General features: G+C 71.2%; 13 protein-coding genes. 6 read left to right on the forward strand and 7 right to left on the reverse strand.

Annotated elements, in window-relative coordinates:
* Positions 1 to 12 precede the first annotated feature (12 nt).
* The 4 genes from FB381_RS09705 (at position 13) to FB381_RS09720 (ending at position 3,230) form a co-directional block, all read left to right on the forward strand.
* Positions 13 to 1,989, forward strand: coding sequence for an ExeM/NucH family extracellular endonuclease (locus tag FB381_RS09705; protein ID WP_141780099.1), 1,977 nt, complete (start codon positions 13 to 15; stop codon positions 1,987 to 1,989).
* A gap of 126 nt (positions 1,990 to 2,115) precedes the next feature.
* Complete coding sequence (locus tag FB381_RS09710) at positions 2,116 to 2,601, forward strand: CinA family protein (protein WP_141780100.1); 486 nt, start codon at positions 2,116 to 2,118, stop codon at positions 2,599 to 2,601.
* Between the two features lie 60 nt (positions 2,602 to 2,661).
* Positions 2,662 to 2,952, forward strand: a complete 291-nt coding sequence (locus tag FB381_RS09715) for a helix-turn-helix domain-containing protein (RefSeq protein WP_141782686.1) — start codon at positions 2,662 to 2,664, stop codon at positions 2,950 to 2,952.
* A gap of 71 nt (positions 2,953 to 3,023) precedes the next feature.
* Positions 3,024 to 3,230 (forward strand): hypothetical protein, encoded by a 207-nt coding sequence (locus tag FB381_RS09720; RefSeq protein WP_141780101.1) that lies wholly within the window; start codon positions 3,024 to 3,026, stop codon positions 3,228 to 3,230.
* Between the two features lie 3 nt (positions 3,231 to 3,233).
* On the opposite strand, the gene FB381_RS09725 is transcribed toward FB381_RS09720, so the two are convergent.
* Together FB381_RS09725 and FB381_RS09730 are read right to left on the reverse strand one after the other, a co-directional pair.
* The gene (locus tag FB381_RS09725) at positions 3,234 to 3,986 is read right to left on the reverse strand and encodes a DNA-formamidopyrimidine glycosylase family protein (protein WP_141780102.1); all 753 of its coding nucleotides are present in this window, start codon (positions 3,984 to 3,986) and stop codon (positions 3,234 to 3,236) included.
* Positions 3,979 to 8,619 (reverse strand): Lhr family helicase, encoded by a 4,641-nt coding sequence (locus FB381_RS09730; protein WP_141780103.1) that lies wholly within the window; start codon positions 8,617 to 8,619, stop codon positions 3,979 to 3,981. Before FB381_RS09730 ends, FB381_RS09725 begins: the two co-directional genes overlap by 8 nt.
* A gap of 81 nt (positions 8,620 to 8,700) precedes the next feature.
* Here FB381_RS09730 and FB381_RS09735 point away from each other — a divergent pair, with 81 nt between their 5' ends.
* On the forward strand, positions 8,701 to 9,144 hold the full coding sequence (locus FB381_RS09735; RefSeq protein ID WP_246088040.1) for an acetyltransferase: 444 nt from the start codon (positions 8,701 to 8,703) through the stop codon (positions 9,142 to 9,144).
* A gap of 15 nt (positions 9,145 to 9,159) precedes the next feature.
* On the opposite strand, the gene FB381_RS09740 is transcribed toward FB381_RS09735, so the two are convergent.
* From FB381_RS09740 to FB381_RS09755, 4 genes are read right to left on the reverse strand one after another with little or no spacing between them, the layout of a single operon-like run.
* Positions 9,160 to 9,990, reverse strand: coding sequence for an SDR family oxidoreductase (locus FB381_RS09740; protein ID WP_141780105.1), 831 nt, complete (start codon positions 9,988 to 9,990; stop codon positions 9,160 to 9,162).
* Complete coding sequence (locus FB381_RS09745; protein ID WP_141780106.1) at positions 9,987 to 11,531, reverse strand: class I adenylate-forming enzyme family protein; 1,545 nt, start codon at positions 11,529 to 11,531, stop codon at positions 9,987 to 9,989. Before FB381_RS09745 ends, FB381_RS09740 begins: the two co-directional genes overlap by 4 nt.
* Positions 11,528 to 13,117 (reverse strand): succinic semialdehyde dehydrogenase, encoded by a 1,590-nt coding sequence (locus FB381_RS09750; protein WP_141780107.1) that lies wholly within the window; start codon positions 13,115 to 13,117, stop codon positions 11,528 to 11,530. The genes FB381_RS09745 and FB381_RS09750 overlap by 4 nt, the downstream gene beginning before the upstream one ends.
* Positions 13,118 to 13,152: 35 nt before the next feature.
* Positions 13,153 to 14,514 carry a cytochrome P450 gene (locus FB381_RS09755; protein WP_246088041.1) on the reverse strand — a complete coding sequence of 454 codons (1,362 nt, stop codon included), beginning with the start codon at positions 14,512 to 14,514 and terminating at the stop codon, positions 13,153 to 13,155.
* Between the two features lie 164 nt (positions 14,515 to 14,678).
* Between FB381_RS09755 and FB381_RS09760 the strand changes: the two genes are divergently transcribed.
* On the forward strand, positions 14,679 to 15,851 hold the full coding sequence (locus FB381_RS09760) for an NAD(P)-binding domain-containing protein (RefSeq protein WP_141780108.1): 1,173 nt from the start codon (positions 14,679 to 14,681) through the stop codon (positions 15,849 to 15,851).
* Here FB381_RS09760 and FB381_RS09765 read toward each other — a convergent pair.
* Positions 15,796 to 16,215, reverse strand: coding sequence for a pyridoxamine 5'-phosphate oxidase family protein (locus FB381_RS09765; RefSeq protein WP_141780109.1), 420 nt, complete (start codon positions 16,213 to 16,215; stop codon positions 15,796 to 15,798). The two genes, FB381_RS09760 and FB381_RS09765, sit on opposite strands and share 56 nt — an antisense overlap.
* Positions 16,216 to 16,334: the final 119 nt, after the last annotated feature.

Raw genomic sequence — 16,334 nt, forward strand, 5'->3', positions numbered from 1 at the left:
GCGGGAGTCATCATGTTCTCAGCACGTCAGGTGCTCGGTTCGGTGGTCGGTCTGACGGCCGCCGTCACCGGTATCAGCGCGGTCGCCGTCCCGGCCGCACGCGCCGCCACGGCGGCAGAGGCGGTCACGATCGCCGACATCCAGGGCACGGGCGCCGCCAGCCCGCTCGACGGCGAGACCGTGACCACCAGCGGCATCGTCACCGCTGCCTATCCCTCCGGCGGTTTCTACGGGTTCTACCTGCAGACCTCCGGCACGGGCGGGGAGCTCGACCTGGGCGACCACGACGCCTCCGACGCGGTCTTCGTCTACCAGCCGCGCTCCGCAGGTGCCGTCACCGTCGAGCCGGGCGACGCGGTGACGGTGACCGGCGAGGTCACCGAGTATGCGGGGCTGACCGAGGTGTCGGTCGCGGCCGCTGGTGACATCGTGACCGACGGGTCCGGCTCCATCGACCCCGTGGTCTCCCGGTGGCCGGCCAGCGCCGCGCAGAAGGAGTCGCTGGAGGGCATGCTCCTCGCGCCGCAGGGCGACTTCACGGTGAGCAACACCTACGGCGTGGAGAACTACGGCGAGCTCGGCCTCGCGCACGGCGACCACCCGCTGCTCCAGCCGACCGAGGTCGCGCGACCGGGGTCGGAGGAGGCCGACGCTGTCGAGGAAGACAACGCCGCCCGCGGCATCGTGCTCGACGACGGCTCCTCGAGCACGCTGCGTCCGCCGACGAGCCGCACCGTCCCGTACGTCTCCAACGAGTCGCCGGTCGTGGTCGGCGCCTCCGTCGACTTCCGCGGCCCGGTGATCCTCTCCGAGGGCGGCTCGCCCTCGGCGCCGACCTACCGGCTCCAGCCCACCCAGGTCGCCACCGCCGACCCGGCGTCGTGGCCGGCCGACTTCGAGAACCTGCGCACCGATGCCCCCGACGAGGGCAAGATCGGCCGCCGCGCAGACGTGAAGATCGCCTCGTTCAACGTGCTCAACTACTTCACCACGCTGGGTGACGCCGACGACGACAACGTCGGTGACGGCGGCTGTCAGGCCTACAAGGACCGTGCCGGCGACGGCAACAACGTGAGCGGCGGCTGCGACCAGCGCGGCGCCTGGGACCCGGCCGACCTCGGTCGCCAGCAGGCGAAGATCGTCTCCGCGATCAACGCCCTCGACGCCGATGTCGTCGGTCTGATGGAGATCGAGAACTCCGCCCGGCTGGGGGAGCCCACCGATGAGGCGACCCGCTCGTTGGTCGACGCCCTCAACGCTGCCGCCGGTCGGCCGGTGTGGACGGCCAACCCGTCGTCGGCCGAGCTGCCCGACGCCGCCGGCTCCGACGTGATCACCAACGCGATCATCTACAAGCGCTCCGTGGTACGTCCGCTCGGCGAGGCCCGTGCGCTGGGTGACCAGAGCGGCGACGACCAGGCCTTCGGCAACGCTCGCGAGCCGATCGGCCAGGTGTTCACGCCCGTCGCCGGCGGCGCGCCGTTCTTCTTCGTGGTCAACCACTTCAAGTCGAAGGGCTCGCCGGGCCCGTGGCCGGGCGACGGCGACACCGGCGACGGCCAGGGCGCCTCCAACGAGTCGCGGGTGCGCCAGGCGACCGCCCTGGTCTCGTGGGTCTCCTCGATCAAGGACGAGACCGGCATCGCCGACGTCGCGCTCGCCGGCGACTTCAACTCCTACACCCAGGAGGATCCGATGCAGGTGCTCTACGAGGCCGGCTTCGCCGACTCCGAGACGCTGAGCGGCAACGGCGAGTACAGCTACTCCTTCTCCGGACTCGTCGGCTCGCTCGACCACGTGCTGCTCAACGAGCACGCCCAGCGCCGCTTCACCGGCTCCGACATCTGGTCGATCAACTCCGGCGAGTCGGTGCTCTTCGAGTACAGCCGCTACAACTACACCGGCGTCGACCTGCACACCGACACCCCGTTCCGCTCCTCCGACCACGACCCGGTCGTGGTCGGTCTCACGCGCAACGCCGGCCGGTGATCCGCCGAGTCGGCGCATCCTGACCGAGATCCACGTCGAGTCGGCTCGTTATAACGAGCCGACTCGACGGGATTTTCGGTCAGGACGAGCCGGGTCGACGTCGGGGTGTGGGCTACGTTGTCGGGCATGGCTGCTGTCGAGGATCTTCATGCCGCGCTGCGCGAGGCCGGCGCGACCGTGGCGAGCGCCGAGTCGCTGACCGCCGGGCGGCTGGCTGCGCTGCTCACCGAGCCGCCGGGGGCGTCGGAGACGTATCGGGGTGGGTTCGTGACGTACGCGACCGAGCTGAAGCACACCCTGCTGGGCGTGCCGGCCTCGGTGATCGAGAGCGTCGGGGTGGTCTCTGCCGAGTGCGCCGCGGCGATGGCCGCGGGGGCGCGCGAGCGGTCTGGGGCGACGTACGCTCTCGCGACCACGGGGGTGGCCGGGCCCGACGAGCAGGAGGGAAAGCCGGTCGGCACGGTCCATCTCGGGATCTCCGGTCCGCTCGGCGAGACAACGGTGCAACTCGCGCTCTCCGGCTCGCGCGATCAGATCCAGCGTGATACCTGTTTGTACGCTGTGGAAGAACTCCTCGGACTACTCCGGCGGGAAGATCGAGGGGTCAGGTAGCGTTAGAGCAGAACGTCACCGAGATGTCGGTGGCTTGTGACCATGAGGAGGCTGACCGCGATGGTGCTCTTCCGTCGATTGCTCGGCGAGGTGCTTCGAGTCCACCGGCTCGAGCGCGGGATGACCCTGCGCGAGGTCTCTGCCGAGGCACGAGTCAGTCTTGGCTACATCTCTGAGATCGAGCGTGGCCAGAAGGAAGCCTCCTCCGAGCTGCTCGCCTCGCTGTGCAGCGCCCTCGACGTGGCGCTCTCCGACGTGCTCCGCGACGTCTCCGATGCTGTGGCCCTCGAAGAGGCCACCATCCTCCGGATGCCGGTGCTCGCCGCGGCCGACGACGTGGCCGCCGCCTGATCCTTCCCCACTATTGGGGGTCGCGTGCCTCCGTGGGTATCTAGCCCGACCCACCCCGCTCCTTGGGTGATGTGGGACACCAAGAACTCTCGACGGCGCCGGACCTGCTCGAGGCGCAGCTGTTCGGTCTCGAGGAGACCCTGAGGATCCTGCGTGAAGAGCTCACCGCCGTCACGCCGGGAGAGCGGGTCCACGTCGCCCGCAGCATCAAGGAGACACGTCTGCGCATCGCCCGCGTGCGGGTCGGGCTGATGATCCACGGCCGGGGCTGGTCGTGATGCTCAGCGCTGGCAGAAGGTGCAGAAGTAGGCCGGGCGCTCCTGGCCGGCTGGACCGACCCGAGCCAGGCTCACGGTGCCGCCGCAGCGGCGACAGGCTCGGCGGCCGTAGACCCACATCCGGCGCGAGCGCGACCACTCGGCCTTCATCAGCTCGCGAGTGCGTTGCAACATGGCGGGGAGCCGCTCGGTGGCGTCAGCGACCTGCCGCAGTGGGCTGACTCCGGCGATGAAGCAGGTCTCTGCGGCGTAGATCGTGCCGATACCGGCCAGGTTGGTCTGGTCGCGAAGCGCCTCGAAGAGGGTGCGTCCGGGCTGTCGCAGGAGACGTCGCAGGGCTTCGTCGGGGTCCCAGGAGTCGGCGAGGATGTCGGGCCCGAGATGGTCGAACGCTGCGTGCTCCTGGTCGCGCGGGAGCAGCTCGACGGTGCCGAGGAGGAATCCGACGGCCTCGGTGGTCTCCGTGCCGAGCACCACCCGCGCCTGGAAACCGGGCTTCGGCCAGCGCCGGCCGACGTCGAGGACACGCCAGGAGCCCTCCATCTTCAGATGGGTGTGCAGCGTCCACTCGCCGGTGCGGTGGTCGATCCGGGTCAGCAGGTGCTTGCCGCGAGTCTCCGTGGTGAGCACGGTGCCACCGGAGAGGTCGGTCGTCGCCAGCTGCGGCACCCGGAAGTCCGTACGCCGCAGCACCTGCCCCGCCAGCCCCCGGTTCAGCGCTCGCGCGGTCCGCAGGACCGCGTCGCCCTCAGGCACGGCTCTGCGAGGCCAGGCGCAGGCCGCGCGGTGTGACGACGAAGCCGGCGTAGGTGAGCGCTGCGCGCAGCGGCGTCTCGCCGGAGCCCAGGAGCGGCGCGCCGTCGGCCTTCTCGACGGTGAGGCGGCCCAGCGCTCCTCGCCGGACGGCCGCGGCGAGCGCCTCCGCGGCGGGCTCGAGGAGGTTCGGGTCCTCCGACCAGGTCAGCAGCGTGCGGCCGCCGCGTTCGACGTACATCGCCAGCTCGCCGTCGACGAGCACCGCGATCGCGCCTGCCTTGCGGCCCGGGCGATGCCCCTCGGCCGAGGCCGGCCAGGGGAGCGCCGCGCCATAGGGATTGGCCGGGTCGGTGGCGGCCAGCGCGAGCGCGACCGGCTTGTCGCCGGGGTCGACCCGGGAGAACGTACGCAGCCGGTCGACCGACCCCGCGGTGCCGAACTGGGCGGCACCCAGGCCCTCGACGAAGTAGCCGCGCCGGGCCCGTCCGGACTCCTCGAACGCGCTGAGCACCTTGTAGACGGCCGCGAACCCGCCTGGGGTGCGCTCGGAGACGACCGCGCCACGGGTGACCACACCGTGGCGCTCGAGCAGCCGCTCGGCGGCGGCGTGGGCGCGCTTGGTCGGGTCGGGGTCGGGCTCGGGGAGGATCGTCCAGCGACCGGCGGTCTCGGGAAGACTGGCCCGCGCCGGCATCCGGGCACCGCCGGTGTAGCGACCGCCGCGCGCTCGTGGCGGCGGCCGCCGGGAGCGGTGCGAGGGCGTGCCGGAGCGGGTCAGCGCGCGCAGGGGGAGCAGGGTGTCGTTGCTGACCCGGCCCGACCAGACCAGCTCCCACAGCGCCGCGCTCAGGTCGGCGTCGCTCGGCGTCTTGTCGTCGTCGGTGGTCACCGTGCGGGCGAGCTGGTGGAAGAACCAGGCGCCGCCGGGTTCGAGGGCGGCGAGCAGCTGTTCGGCGAGTGGTCCCGGCGGCAGCTCCGCGGGCGGGGGCAGGGTCAGCTCGGCCGTCTCGGCCGGGTGCAGCGAGACCCAGCCGTCGGTGCCGGGCAGGGTGCCGTGACCGGCCCAGAGCACCTCGCCGCCGGCGGTCAGCTCATCGAGGAACGCCGGCTCGTAGTCGACCACCCGCGCCGGCAGGATCAGGCTCTCCAGCGCGCTGGCCGGCACCGGGCAGCCCGCCAGCTGGTCGACCACGCTCAGCACTCCGTCGACCCCGCGCAGCGCACCCTTGCGTACGGACGCCTTCTGCCATGCCGGGAGGAACCTGCCCAGCGCAGCCGGCTCGACCGGCTCGACCTCCTTGCGCAGCCGCGCGAGGGAGCGTCGGCGCAGCATCCGGAGCACGTCGGCGTCACACCACTCCAGCCCGCTCCCGCCCGGCCGGAACTCCCCGTCGAGCACACGGCCGCGGGCCGAGAGCCGACCGAGCGCGTGGCGCACGACCGCCTCTCCCAGCTCCAGCCGCGCGGCGACGTCGGCGGCGGTGAACGGTCCGTGCGAGCGCGCGTAGCGCGAGACCAGGTCGCCGACCGGATCCTCGACCGGCTCGGTGAACGCCGAGGGTACGCCCGGCGGCACCGCCACACCGAGCCCGTCGCGCAGTCTGGCGACATCCTCGACGACCGCCCACCGAGCCTCTCCGGCGACCCGCACCTCGACGACCCGTCGAGCTGCGGCGAGCTCTTCCAGCATCACCGAGACGTCGCCCCGGTCAGCCGAGAGGTCACTCGCGTCGGTCGAGACGTCACCAGCTGACCTCTCGATCGACGCGAGTGACTCCTCGACCTGCGTACGTGACTCTTCGGCTGGGGTGGTGGTTCGGGTTCGGTCGGCGATCTCCTCGAGGCTGAGCGGGCCGATGGTGCGGACGAGGTCGGTGATGCCTTCGGCACCTCGGGCCCGCCGACCGGGAGCAAGGCGCTGGAGCTCGGACTCGACCTCGGCGAGCACCTCGGGGTCCAACAGCTCGCGCAGCTCGGCGCGGCCGAGGAGCTCGGCGAGGAGACCCTGGTCGAGGGTGAGGGCGGCGGCGCGGCGCTCGGCGAGCGGGGAGTCGCCCTCGTAGAGGAATTGGGCGACGTAGCCGAAGAGCAGCGACTGCGCGTAGGGCGAGGGTGACTGCGTGGACACGTCGACGATCGAGATCTCGCGGCGCTCGACCCGCTTGAGGAGACCGACCAGCGAGGGCAGGTCGTAGACGTCGCGCAGGCACTCACGCACCGCCTCGAGAATGATCGGGAAGCTCGGATACTGCGCGGCGACCTCCAGCAGCGCGGCAGAGCGCTGCCGCTGCTGCCACAGCGGCGAGCGACGGCCGGGGTCGCGGCGCGGTAGCAGCAGAGCACGGGCCGCGCACTCGCGGAAACGGCTGGCGAACAGCGCCGACCCGCCCACCTCGGTGGTGACCAGATCTTCGATCTCGTCGGGCTCGAAGACGATGATCTCGCCCGTCGGCGCCTCGGCATCGGTGTCGGGCAGCCTGATCACGATGCCGTCGTCGCTGTCGATCGCCTGCCCGTCGACGCCGTAGCGCTCCCGGATGCGCGCGTTGATCGCCAGCGCCCACGGCGCGTGCACCGGGCGGCCGTAGGGGGAGTGGACCACCAGCCGCCAGTCGCCGAGCTCGTCGCGGAACCGTTCGACGACGATGTTGCTGTCGGAGGGAAGCACGTTGGTGGCCTCTGCCTGCTCGTGCAGATAGGTGACCAGGTTGGCGGCGGCGTAGGCATCCAGGCCGTCCTCCTGCGCCCGGGCCTCCGCCTTCTGTCGCGGCATCGCGGCGAGCTCGCGGGCATAGCTGCCGACGGCCTCGCCGAGCTCGGCGGGCCGGCCCAGCGAGTCGCCCTTCCAGAACGGCAGGCGTCCGGGCACTCCCGGAGCCGGCGTCACCAGCACCCGGTCGTGGGTGATGTCCTCGATCCGCCAGCTGGTCGCGCCGAGGGCGAAGACGTCGCCGACACGAGACTCGTAGACCATCTCCTCGTCGAGCTCGCCGACGCGGCGGCCCGTGCCTTCGCCGGCGACGAAGACCCCGAAGAGCCCCCGGTCGGGGATGGTGCCGCCGCTGGTGACGGCGAGCCGCTGCGCTCCGGGCCGCCCGGTCACGGTGCCGGCGACCCGGTCCCACACGATGCGCGGGCGCAGCTCGGCGAACTCCTCGCTGGGGTAGCGACCGGCGAGCAGGTCGAGGGTCGCGTCGTAGGCGGAGCGGGGGAGGGTCGCGTAGGAAGCCGTGCGCCTGACCAGGGAGAACAGGTCGTCGACGTCCCACGACTCCAGCGCCGTGGCGGCAACGATCTGCTGGGCGAGCACGTCGAGCGGGTTGGCCGGCAGGCTCATCGACTCGATCAGCCCGGCGCGCATCCGCTGCACCGACACCGCGGTCTGGGCCAGGTCGCCGCGATGCTTCGGGAAGAGCACTCCGCGGGAGATCTCCCCGACCTGGTGACCGGCTCGCCCGACCCGCTGCAGCGCGGAGGCGACGCTCGGGGGCGACTCGATCTGCACCACCAGGTCGACCGCGCCCATGTCGATGCCGAGCTCGAGGCTGGAGGTGGCGACCACGGCAGGCAACCGGCCCGACTTGAGGTCGTCCTCGATCAGCGCGCGCTGCTCCTTCGAGACGCTGCCGTGGTGGGCCTTGGCGATCACCTCGGCCGCGCCGTGGGACTGGCCCGACTGCGCCATCACCTGCGCCGGCGGTGGACCGCTCTGGAAGACCCGGTCGGAGGCGATCTCGTTGAGCCGGGCGGTGAGCCGCTCGGCGATCCGTCGGGAGTTGGCGAAGACGATGGTGGATCGATGGGCGGTGACCAGGTCGGCGACATGCTCCTCGACGTGCGGCCAGATCGAGGACGCCCGCTGCGGGTCGTCGTCATCCTCCTCGCCGTAGGCGCTCGGCGCGGTCATGTCCTCCACCGGCACCACCACGCTCAGGTCCCACCGCTTCTCGGCCGGCGGGGCGACGATCTCGACGGGCTGGTTGCCGCCGAGGTAGCGCGCGATCTCCTCGAGCGGCCGCACGGTCGCGGAGAGCCCGATCCGCTGCGCGGGCTTCTCCAGCAACGCGTCGAGCCGCTCCAGCGTCAGCGCCAGGTGCGCTCCGCGCTTGGTCGCCGCCACCGCGTGCACCTCGTCGACGATCACCGTCTCGACGCTGCGCAGCGTCTCGCGCGCCTGACTGGTGAGCATCAGGAACAGCGACTCGGGCGTGGTGATCAAGATGTCGGGGGGAGTGGTGGTCAGCTTGCGGCGATCGGCTGCCGGGGTGTCGCCCGACCTCACCCCGACCCGCACCTCCGGCGCCTCGACACCCAGCCGCTCGGCGGTCTGCCGGATGCCCACCAGCGGGCTGCGCAGGTTGCGCTCCACGTCGACCCCGAGCGCCTTGAGCGGAGAGATGTAGAGGACGCGACAGCGCTGCTTCTTCTCCGGCACCGGCTCGGTCAGCAGCTTGTCGATCGACCACAGGAACGCGCTCAGCGTCTTCCCCGACCCGGTGGGCGCCACCACCAGTGCGTTGCGCCCCGCCCCGATCGCCTCCCATGCGCCGGCCTGGGCGGCGGTGGGCTCCGCGAAGGCAGCAGCGAACCACGTACGCGTCGGATCGCTGAACCCTTCCAGTGCCACCGTCACATCCTGTCACCGACCACCGACAAAGTGACGCTCTGCCATGATGGGCCGATGTCTTCGTGGAAGGAATCCACCGTGCCCGCTGTGAGCATTCGGCCCTCGATCGGGGCTGCCGAGCATCCGGCGCTCGCTACGATCTGGCGTGGGGCCGTCGACGCGACACACGACTTCCTCGCCGAGGCGGATCGAGACGAGATCGAGGCCAAGCTGCAGTCCGACTACTTTCCGGCGGTCGTCCTCTGGGTCGCGGAGCAAGACGGTCGGCCGGTGGGATTCTCGGGCGTGCTCGACGGGTCGCTGGAGATGCTCTTCGTCGATGCGACGCAACGTGATGGTGGGATCGGCACGGCGCTCCTGGCCCATGCCGTCAGGGAACAGGGCGTCACCAAGGTCGACGTCAACGAGCAGAACGTCTCGGCTGCAGGCTTCTACGCTCGCCGCGGGTTCGAGGCCGTCGGTCGCAGCGAGACCGACGAGGCCGGCCGACCCTACCCGTTGCTCCACCTGAGGCTCAGCACGCCGTCCTGACCCGCTCGATCCGCCCTAACGTACGTTGCGCCGCACCCGTTCGTCGTACGCCGCCCGCGCCGCCGGGTCGACGCCGGCGAGCAGCTGGGAGGCGTTGGTGGCCCGGTCGACGAAGTCCTGGAACCGGCGCGGCATCGCCTGGGTGACCTTGGTCATGGTCTGGGTCCAGTTGGGCACCCAGGTCTCTGGCCGCGGGTCGCGGATGACCGACTCTATCGCGGCCGCGACGTCGTCGGCGGTGACCGGCTTCATCCCCTTGGCAGGTGGCACGCCTGCGGCCAGCTCGGTCTGCACCACGGTGGGCAGGATGAGGGAGACGTCGACCCCGGAGGGCGCGAGCTCGAGTCGCAGCGCCTCGGAGAAGCCGACGACGGCGAACTTGGAGGCCGAGTAGGTGGCGCCGTCAGGCACCGGCACCCGGCCGACCGCGGAGGCCACGTTGACGATGTGGCCGTGACCCCGTTCGACCATTGCCGGGGTGACCGCCTTGATCCCGTTGATCGGGCCGTGCACGTTGACGTCGAAGATCGCGCGGGTGAGAGCGTCGTCCTCCTTCAGCACCGACCCGAGCGGCATGATCCCGGCGTTGTTGACCAGCACGTCCCACGGCCCCAGCTCGGCGACCTCCTCTAGGAACGAGCGCCACGACGCCGGGTCGGTGACGTCGAGACGTGCGGCCCTCACGCGCGACCCGAACTCGGCGCTCACCTCGGCGAGCAGGTCGGGGTCCAGGTCGCCGACCGCCACCGAGGCGCCCGCGCGCGCGAGCCGCTCGACGGTGGCGCGGCCGATGCCACGGGCGCCTCCGGTGACGATGACGGAGGTTCCCTCGATCTGGCGTGTCATGAGTCTCCTTCGGTGGCACGGATGATGCTGCGTACGGCTTTCCTGTCGGTCTTGCCGACGCTCGTGACGGGAACGGCGTCGAGGATGCGCACCTCGCGCGGATACTTGTGGGCGGCGAGCCGGGTCCTGGCGAAGGCCAGCAGCTCCTCGGAGCCGGCCGAGGCGCCCGGGTGGAGCGCGACCACGGCGATGACCTCCTCGCCGCTCTTCTCGTCGGGCCGCCCGACGACCGCGGCCGCCGAGACGGCGTCATGGGCGAGCAGCGCGTCCTCGACGTCGCGCGGATAGACGTTGAACCCGCCCCGGATGATCAGGTCCTTGATCCGGTCGTCGACGTAGAGATAGCCGTCGTCGTCGAAGTGACCGATGTCGCCGGTGTGCAGCCAGCCGTCGACGACGGTGGCGGCGCTCTGCTCGGGCGAGTTCCAGTAGCCCATCATCACGCCCGGTCCGCGGGCGGTGATCTCGCCCGACTCGCCGCTCGGGAGCGGGGAGCCGTCGGGCGCGGCGATGACGACCTCGGCGTGCGGCAGCGGCTTGCCGACGCTGCCCGGCCGACTCTCCTCGAGCGTCGAGGCCGCCAGGACGGCGCTCGACTCGGTGAGGCCGTAGCCCTCCATGATCGAGGCGCCGAGCGCCTCCTCGGCCCGCTCGCGCAGCGCCGGCAGCAGCGGGGCGCCCCCGCTGCCGATGAACCGCAGCGAGCTCAGGTCGTAGTCGCCGATCGGCTGCTCGAGGAGCATCTGCAGCATCGAGGGCACCACCGAGCTCGACTCCAGCCGGTGCTCCTGCACCGCCTCGAGCCAGCCCTGCGCGTCGAACCAGCGCTGCAGCACCGCCGACTGGGCATGCTCGGAGTGGAGCGCGGCGATCACCACGATCAGCCCGTACGCATGCGACAACGGCAGCGGCAGCAGCGACCGCGTCGTGCCCGCCTTCTCGGCCACGACATGGAGCGCGTTGCCCGACTCCCACAGCCCGCGATGGCTGAGCATGACGCCCTTGGAGCGGCCGGTGGTGCCACCGGTGTAGAGGAGCGCGGCCAGGTCGTCGTCGGCCCGAGGCTCGATCGGGATGGGGTACGCGGCGTCGAGCACGTCGTAGGAAACGACGTCGGTGCCGTCCGGGATCTCGCCCGCGACGATGACGGTCAGGTCCAGCCCCTCGCTCGCTGCCTGGATCAGCGGCAGCAGCTCGGGAGTGACCACGGCCGCCTTCGCGCCCGAGTCGTCGAGGATGTGGCGCAGCTCGGGCGGGGTCTGCAGGAAGATCACCGGCGTCACGACCGCCCCGGAGCGCCACAGCGCGTGGTAGGTGACGTAGACCTCCGGGGTGTTCATGGTGAGCACCACGACCCGGTCGCCCGGCTCGATCCCGAGGTCGCGAAGCCCGCCGGCGACACGTGCGGCACGGTCGAGGATCTCGGTCGAGGAGTGCCAGACGCCCTCGAAGTGGATCATCGGATAGTCGCCGACCCGTTGGTGCCACTGCTCGGCGAGCACGGCCAGGTTGTGCGCCCCGGGCTGCGTACCCCCGTTCATCGCAGGCCGACCTTGCGCAGCGCCTTGAGCTGGCTGTTGCCGAGCCGCACGAACTTCTCGACCGTCTGGCCCTTGAGCGGCCCGATCGGGCCCATCCGGGAGGCGGCGAGCGTCTGGGCGTCGGTGAACTTCCGGATCCCGTCCGCGCCGTGGCGGCGGCCGAGCCCGCTCGAGCCCATCCCGCCCATGCCGGCCTCGATGCTGCCGGCCGCGAGGGCAGCGCCGTCGTTGATGTTCACCGCCCCGGCTCGGATGCGGCGAGCGACCGTCTCAGCCTCCTTGAGGTCCTTGCTGAACACGCTGGCCGAGAGCCCGGCCTCGCCCTGGTTGGCGACCCGCAGGGCCTCCTCGTCGCCGCTGACCGGGTAGAGCGCGACCACCGGACCGAAGGTCTCGCCCAGGCACAGGTCCATCTCGTCGGTGACGCCCTCGAGCACCGTCGGGGCGAAGGCGTACGGCCCGACCTCGGCGAGCGGCTCGCCGCCGGTCAGCAAGCTCGCGCCCTTCGCGACGGCGTCTTCGACATGTGCGGTGACCTTGTCGAGCTGTGCCTGCGAGGCCAGCGAACCGACGTCGACCGTGTAGTCGAAGGCCTGGCCGATCACCTGCCGCTCGGTCTCGGCGACCAGCGCCTCGCGGAAGGCGTCGTAGACGGCCTCGTGCACCACCACCCGCTCGATGTGCACGCACATCTGGCCCGTGTTGGCGAAGGCGGCCATCACGGTGCCGCGCGCGGCCTGGGCCAGATCGGCGTCGCGGCGGACGATGAGCGGGTTCTTCCCGCCGAGCTCGAGAGAGGCGCCGATGAGCCGACCGGCGGCACGCTGGGCGACGATCCGGCCGGTGGCGGTCGAGCCGGTGAAGGCGATGTAGTCGACGTGGTCGACGAGTGCCTCGCCGGTCGCGGCGCCCGGGCCGGTGACGACCTGCCACACGTGCTCGGGCAGTCCGGCCTCCGCCATCAGCGCCCGCGTCCACAGCAGCGTGAGCGGCGTCTGCGGGTCGGCCTTGCTGACCACGCTGCTGCCCGCGAGCAGGGCCGGGACGGCGTCGCCGACCCCGAGATAGAGCGGGTAGTTCCACGGCGAGATGATCCCGACGACCTTCTTCGGCACCCGCACCTCCTTCACGGAGGTGAGGCCGGGGATGACGCCTCTGACCTTCCGGTCGGCCAGGTAGGCCCGGCCCCGGCGGGCGTAGTGGCGGGCGATCGTGGCGACCTGCAAGATCTCCTGCCAGGCGTGGTAGCGGGCCTTGCCCATCTCCCACTGGATCAGGTCGAGCACCTCGTCCTGCCGCTCGACCAGCAGGTCGTGGAAGGCCAGCACGACCTGGGCCCGCTCGCCGAACGGCAGCGCCGCCCAGTCGGTCTGGGCGGCGCGGGCCGTGGCGGTGGCCTCGGCGACGTCTTCGGTGGTGACCGACGGCACGGGGGCCGTCGGCAGGGCGTCATAGGGCGCGGTGGCGGTCAGCGCGCCGTCGCCGCCGGAGACCGGGCAGGCGACCCATCTGGTCCAGGAGGCGATCCTGGCCTCGTCGATCCAGGCGGGGCGTACGCTGCGGGCCGCTGTTGTCGTGGTGGTCATCGGTCTCCTCGGACGGGGTCAGGTGCGGGGGACGGTCAGATGCGGGTCAGGCTGATCGGGTTGCCGTCCTTGGGGAAGGGCAGCGAGCTGTTGTCGAGCGGCGCGCGGTAGGCAGGAGCGACGCTCCACCGGTAGCCGCGCAGGAGCCGGTGCAGGATCGACTTGATCTCGAGCCCGGCGAAGTAGAGACCGATGCACTTGTGCACGCCGCCGCCGAACGGCTCCCACGCCATCCGGTGGCTCTTGTCCTCGCGGCGCTCCGGGCCGAATCGCTCGGGGTCGAAGACGGCCGGGTTGGTCCAGTAACGCTCCATCATGTGGCTGAACTGGACCCCGACCATCACCGCGGTGTCCTCGGGGATGCGTACGCCGAGGAGGTCGGTCTCCTTGACCGTACGCCGCATCAGCGCCGGCACCGGGGCCCGCAGCCGCAGCGACTCCTTCATCACCAGGTCGAGGCTCTGCAGGCCCTCGATCTCGGCCATCGAGGGCGCCGGGCCGAGAGCCCGCGACTCCTCGCGGCAGCGTTGCTGCCACTCGGGATGCTGGCCCAGAAGCTGCAGCATCGTCGAGGTGGTGATGGTCGAGGTGTCGTGAGCGGCCATCATCAAGAAGATCATGTGGTTGATGACGTCGTCGTCGCTGAACCGCTCGCCGTCGTCGGTCTCGAGGTGGCACAGCACGGAGAAGATGTCGTCGGTCGCCGTCGCGCGCTTGGCCGGGAGATAGCCACGAAGGAACTCCTCGAGCACCCTCCGTCCGCGGAACGCGCGGCCCCAACGGGTCAACGGCACATCGCCGCGTACGACCCCGGAGGCAGCTTGCACGCAGGCGATGAACGCCTTGTTGACCCGCTCCATCTCGGCCCGGGTGGTGTGCGTCGCGCCGCCCATGAAGATGTCGGCGGCGATGTCGAGGGTGAGCTGCTTGAGCTGCGGGTAGGCCTTGAACCGCGGCGTCGGGTCCCACGCGCGCATGCCCTGCTCGATCGCGGGATGCATCGCGGTGGTATAGGCGGCGAGCCGGTCGCGGGTGAAGGCCTCCTGCATGATGCGGCGGTGCACGTGATGCTCGCCGAAGTCGAGCAGCATCAGCCCACGGTCGAAGAACGGGCCGACGATCTGACCCCACGCCGGCCCGTTGGCGAAGGCCTTGTCCTTGTTGCGCAGCACCGCGTCACAGGCGTCCGGCCCGAGCACGACCACGCCGGACTCGCCGGCCCGGAAGAACGGCGAGACCGGCCCGTACGTCTCCCACTGGTGCCGGTAGAAGCCGACCGGGTCGCGCGCGTAGTCGAGCAGCCTGCCGACCCAGGGAAGACCGTGGTCGCCCGGAGCCAGCGGAGGGATCTCGCGCAGCGGCTCCGTGGGTGTGCGGCTCATCATGTCTGAACTCATCTGTGACCTCCCGGTCCCGAGTGCCCTGCTGAGGCTAGTCAACTAGAACGTGTTCCCGCAGCCGTTCGTTCCAGTGGCTGGGCGTCCGGGGGCAGGTGTCGGGCGCTGGGCCGGCCGGAGGCCGGGCCGGGCATGGATGGAGCGGTCGTGGTGTTGAGGAGTGCGTGGAGAGCTACGAGTCCGTCGTGATCGGTGCCGGTCAGGCCGGGTTGTCGGCGTCCTATCACCTGCGCCGGCTCGGCGTACGCCACGTCGTGCTCGACGCCGAGCCGCGCCCCGGTGGCGCCTGGCAGCACCGCTGGGACTCGCTGACCATGCAGGACGTCCACGGCGTCGCCGACCTTCCCGACGGGCTGGCGCCGGGCGGCTCGGGGGAGCGGGCCAACCAGGCGGTGCCGACCTGGTTCTCCGCCTATGAGGCGACGCACGACCTTCCCGTGATCCGGCCGGTGAAGGTCGCCTCGGTCACGTCGGTCGGTGACCTGCTGGCGGTGACATCCGCCGACGGCCGCACCTGGCTCACCCGCACGATCGTCAACGCGACCGGCACCTGGACCCGGCCGTTCGTGCCGCGCTACCCGGGCGCGGAGACGTTCCTGGGCGAGCAGGTGCACACCCACGACTACCCGGGCGCCGAGCATTTCCGCGGCAAGCGGGTGCTCGTGGTCGGCGGCGGAGCCTCGGCGGTGCAGTTCCTCGGCGAGCTGGCACCGGTCACCTCGGTGCTGTGGGCGACGCGCCGTGAGCCGGTGTGGCGCTCCGACTTCGACGCCTCACGTGGGCGTGAGGCGGTGGCGATGGTCGCCGAACGCGTCGAGGCCGGTCTGCCGCCGGCCAGCGTCGTCAGCGTCACCGGTCTCTCGCTGCGTCCTCAGGAGCAGGAGGCCGCCAGGCTCGGGGTCTACGAGCGTCGCCGGCCGATGTTCACCCGGATCGAACCGCACGGGGTGTCGTGGTCGGGCCCGCTCGCCGACGGCGAGACCGCCTACGAGCCGGTCGACGCGATCTTGTGGGCCACCGGGTTCCGGCCCGCCGTCACGCATCTCGCTCCGTTGCGGTTGCGCAGCGAGCACGGCGGGATCCCGCTGCTGCGTGGATCTGCCGATGTGCAGACCGCGGTCACTGCCGCGTACGACTCGCGGGTGCAGCTCGTCGGCTACGGCCCCTCGGCCAGCACCATCGGGGCCAGTCGTGCCGGTCGCGCCGCTGCTCTCGCCGTACGCCGCGAGCTGGAGGCCGGGCTGGAGGCCGGGCCGGGAGACGGGTCTGGAGACGGGCCGGTCAGATCGCGCCGAGATCAGCCGATAGCCAGTGCTCCGGCGTCAGCCGGATCGTGACCTCGGGTGGGTAGTTCGCCGCCTCGGTGAGATAGGGGCCGACCGCGTCGGGCGGCAGATACCGGCGCGCCATCGCCTCCATGTCGCCCTCCGCGGCATCCTCGATCTTGACGGGTCCCTCGATCGATACGTAGCGGATCGTCGGGTCGAGGCGCTCGACCATCAGCGTGCATCGTCCGGCGGCGCTGATCAGCCTGGCTTTCAGGGAGTCTTTGCCGGTGACGAACCATGCCTCGCCGCCGGGGGAGTAGTCGTACCAGATCGGGACTGTCAGGGGGCCTCTGCCGTTCTCTCGGGCTACCGAGAGGGCGGCGATAAGGGGTTGTGCCAGGAGCTCTTGGCGGTCTGCTGGTGGGATTGGCATGTCTTTTACGGTACGTCGGGGTGGGGGTGTTGCGGGGCTCCCTGTCGGATCGTTTCTTGTTGGGGCTGGTGTGTGCCGCCGACCCTTTCTTCGAGAAAAGATTTGGCTGGTTATCGGGG

Source organism: Nocardioides albertanoniae (genome assembly GCF_006716315.1).
Lineage (GTDB): Bacteria > Actinomycetota > Actinomycetes > Propionibacteriales > Nocardioidaceae > Nocardioides > Nocardioides albertanoniae.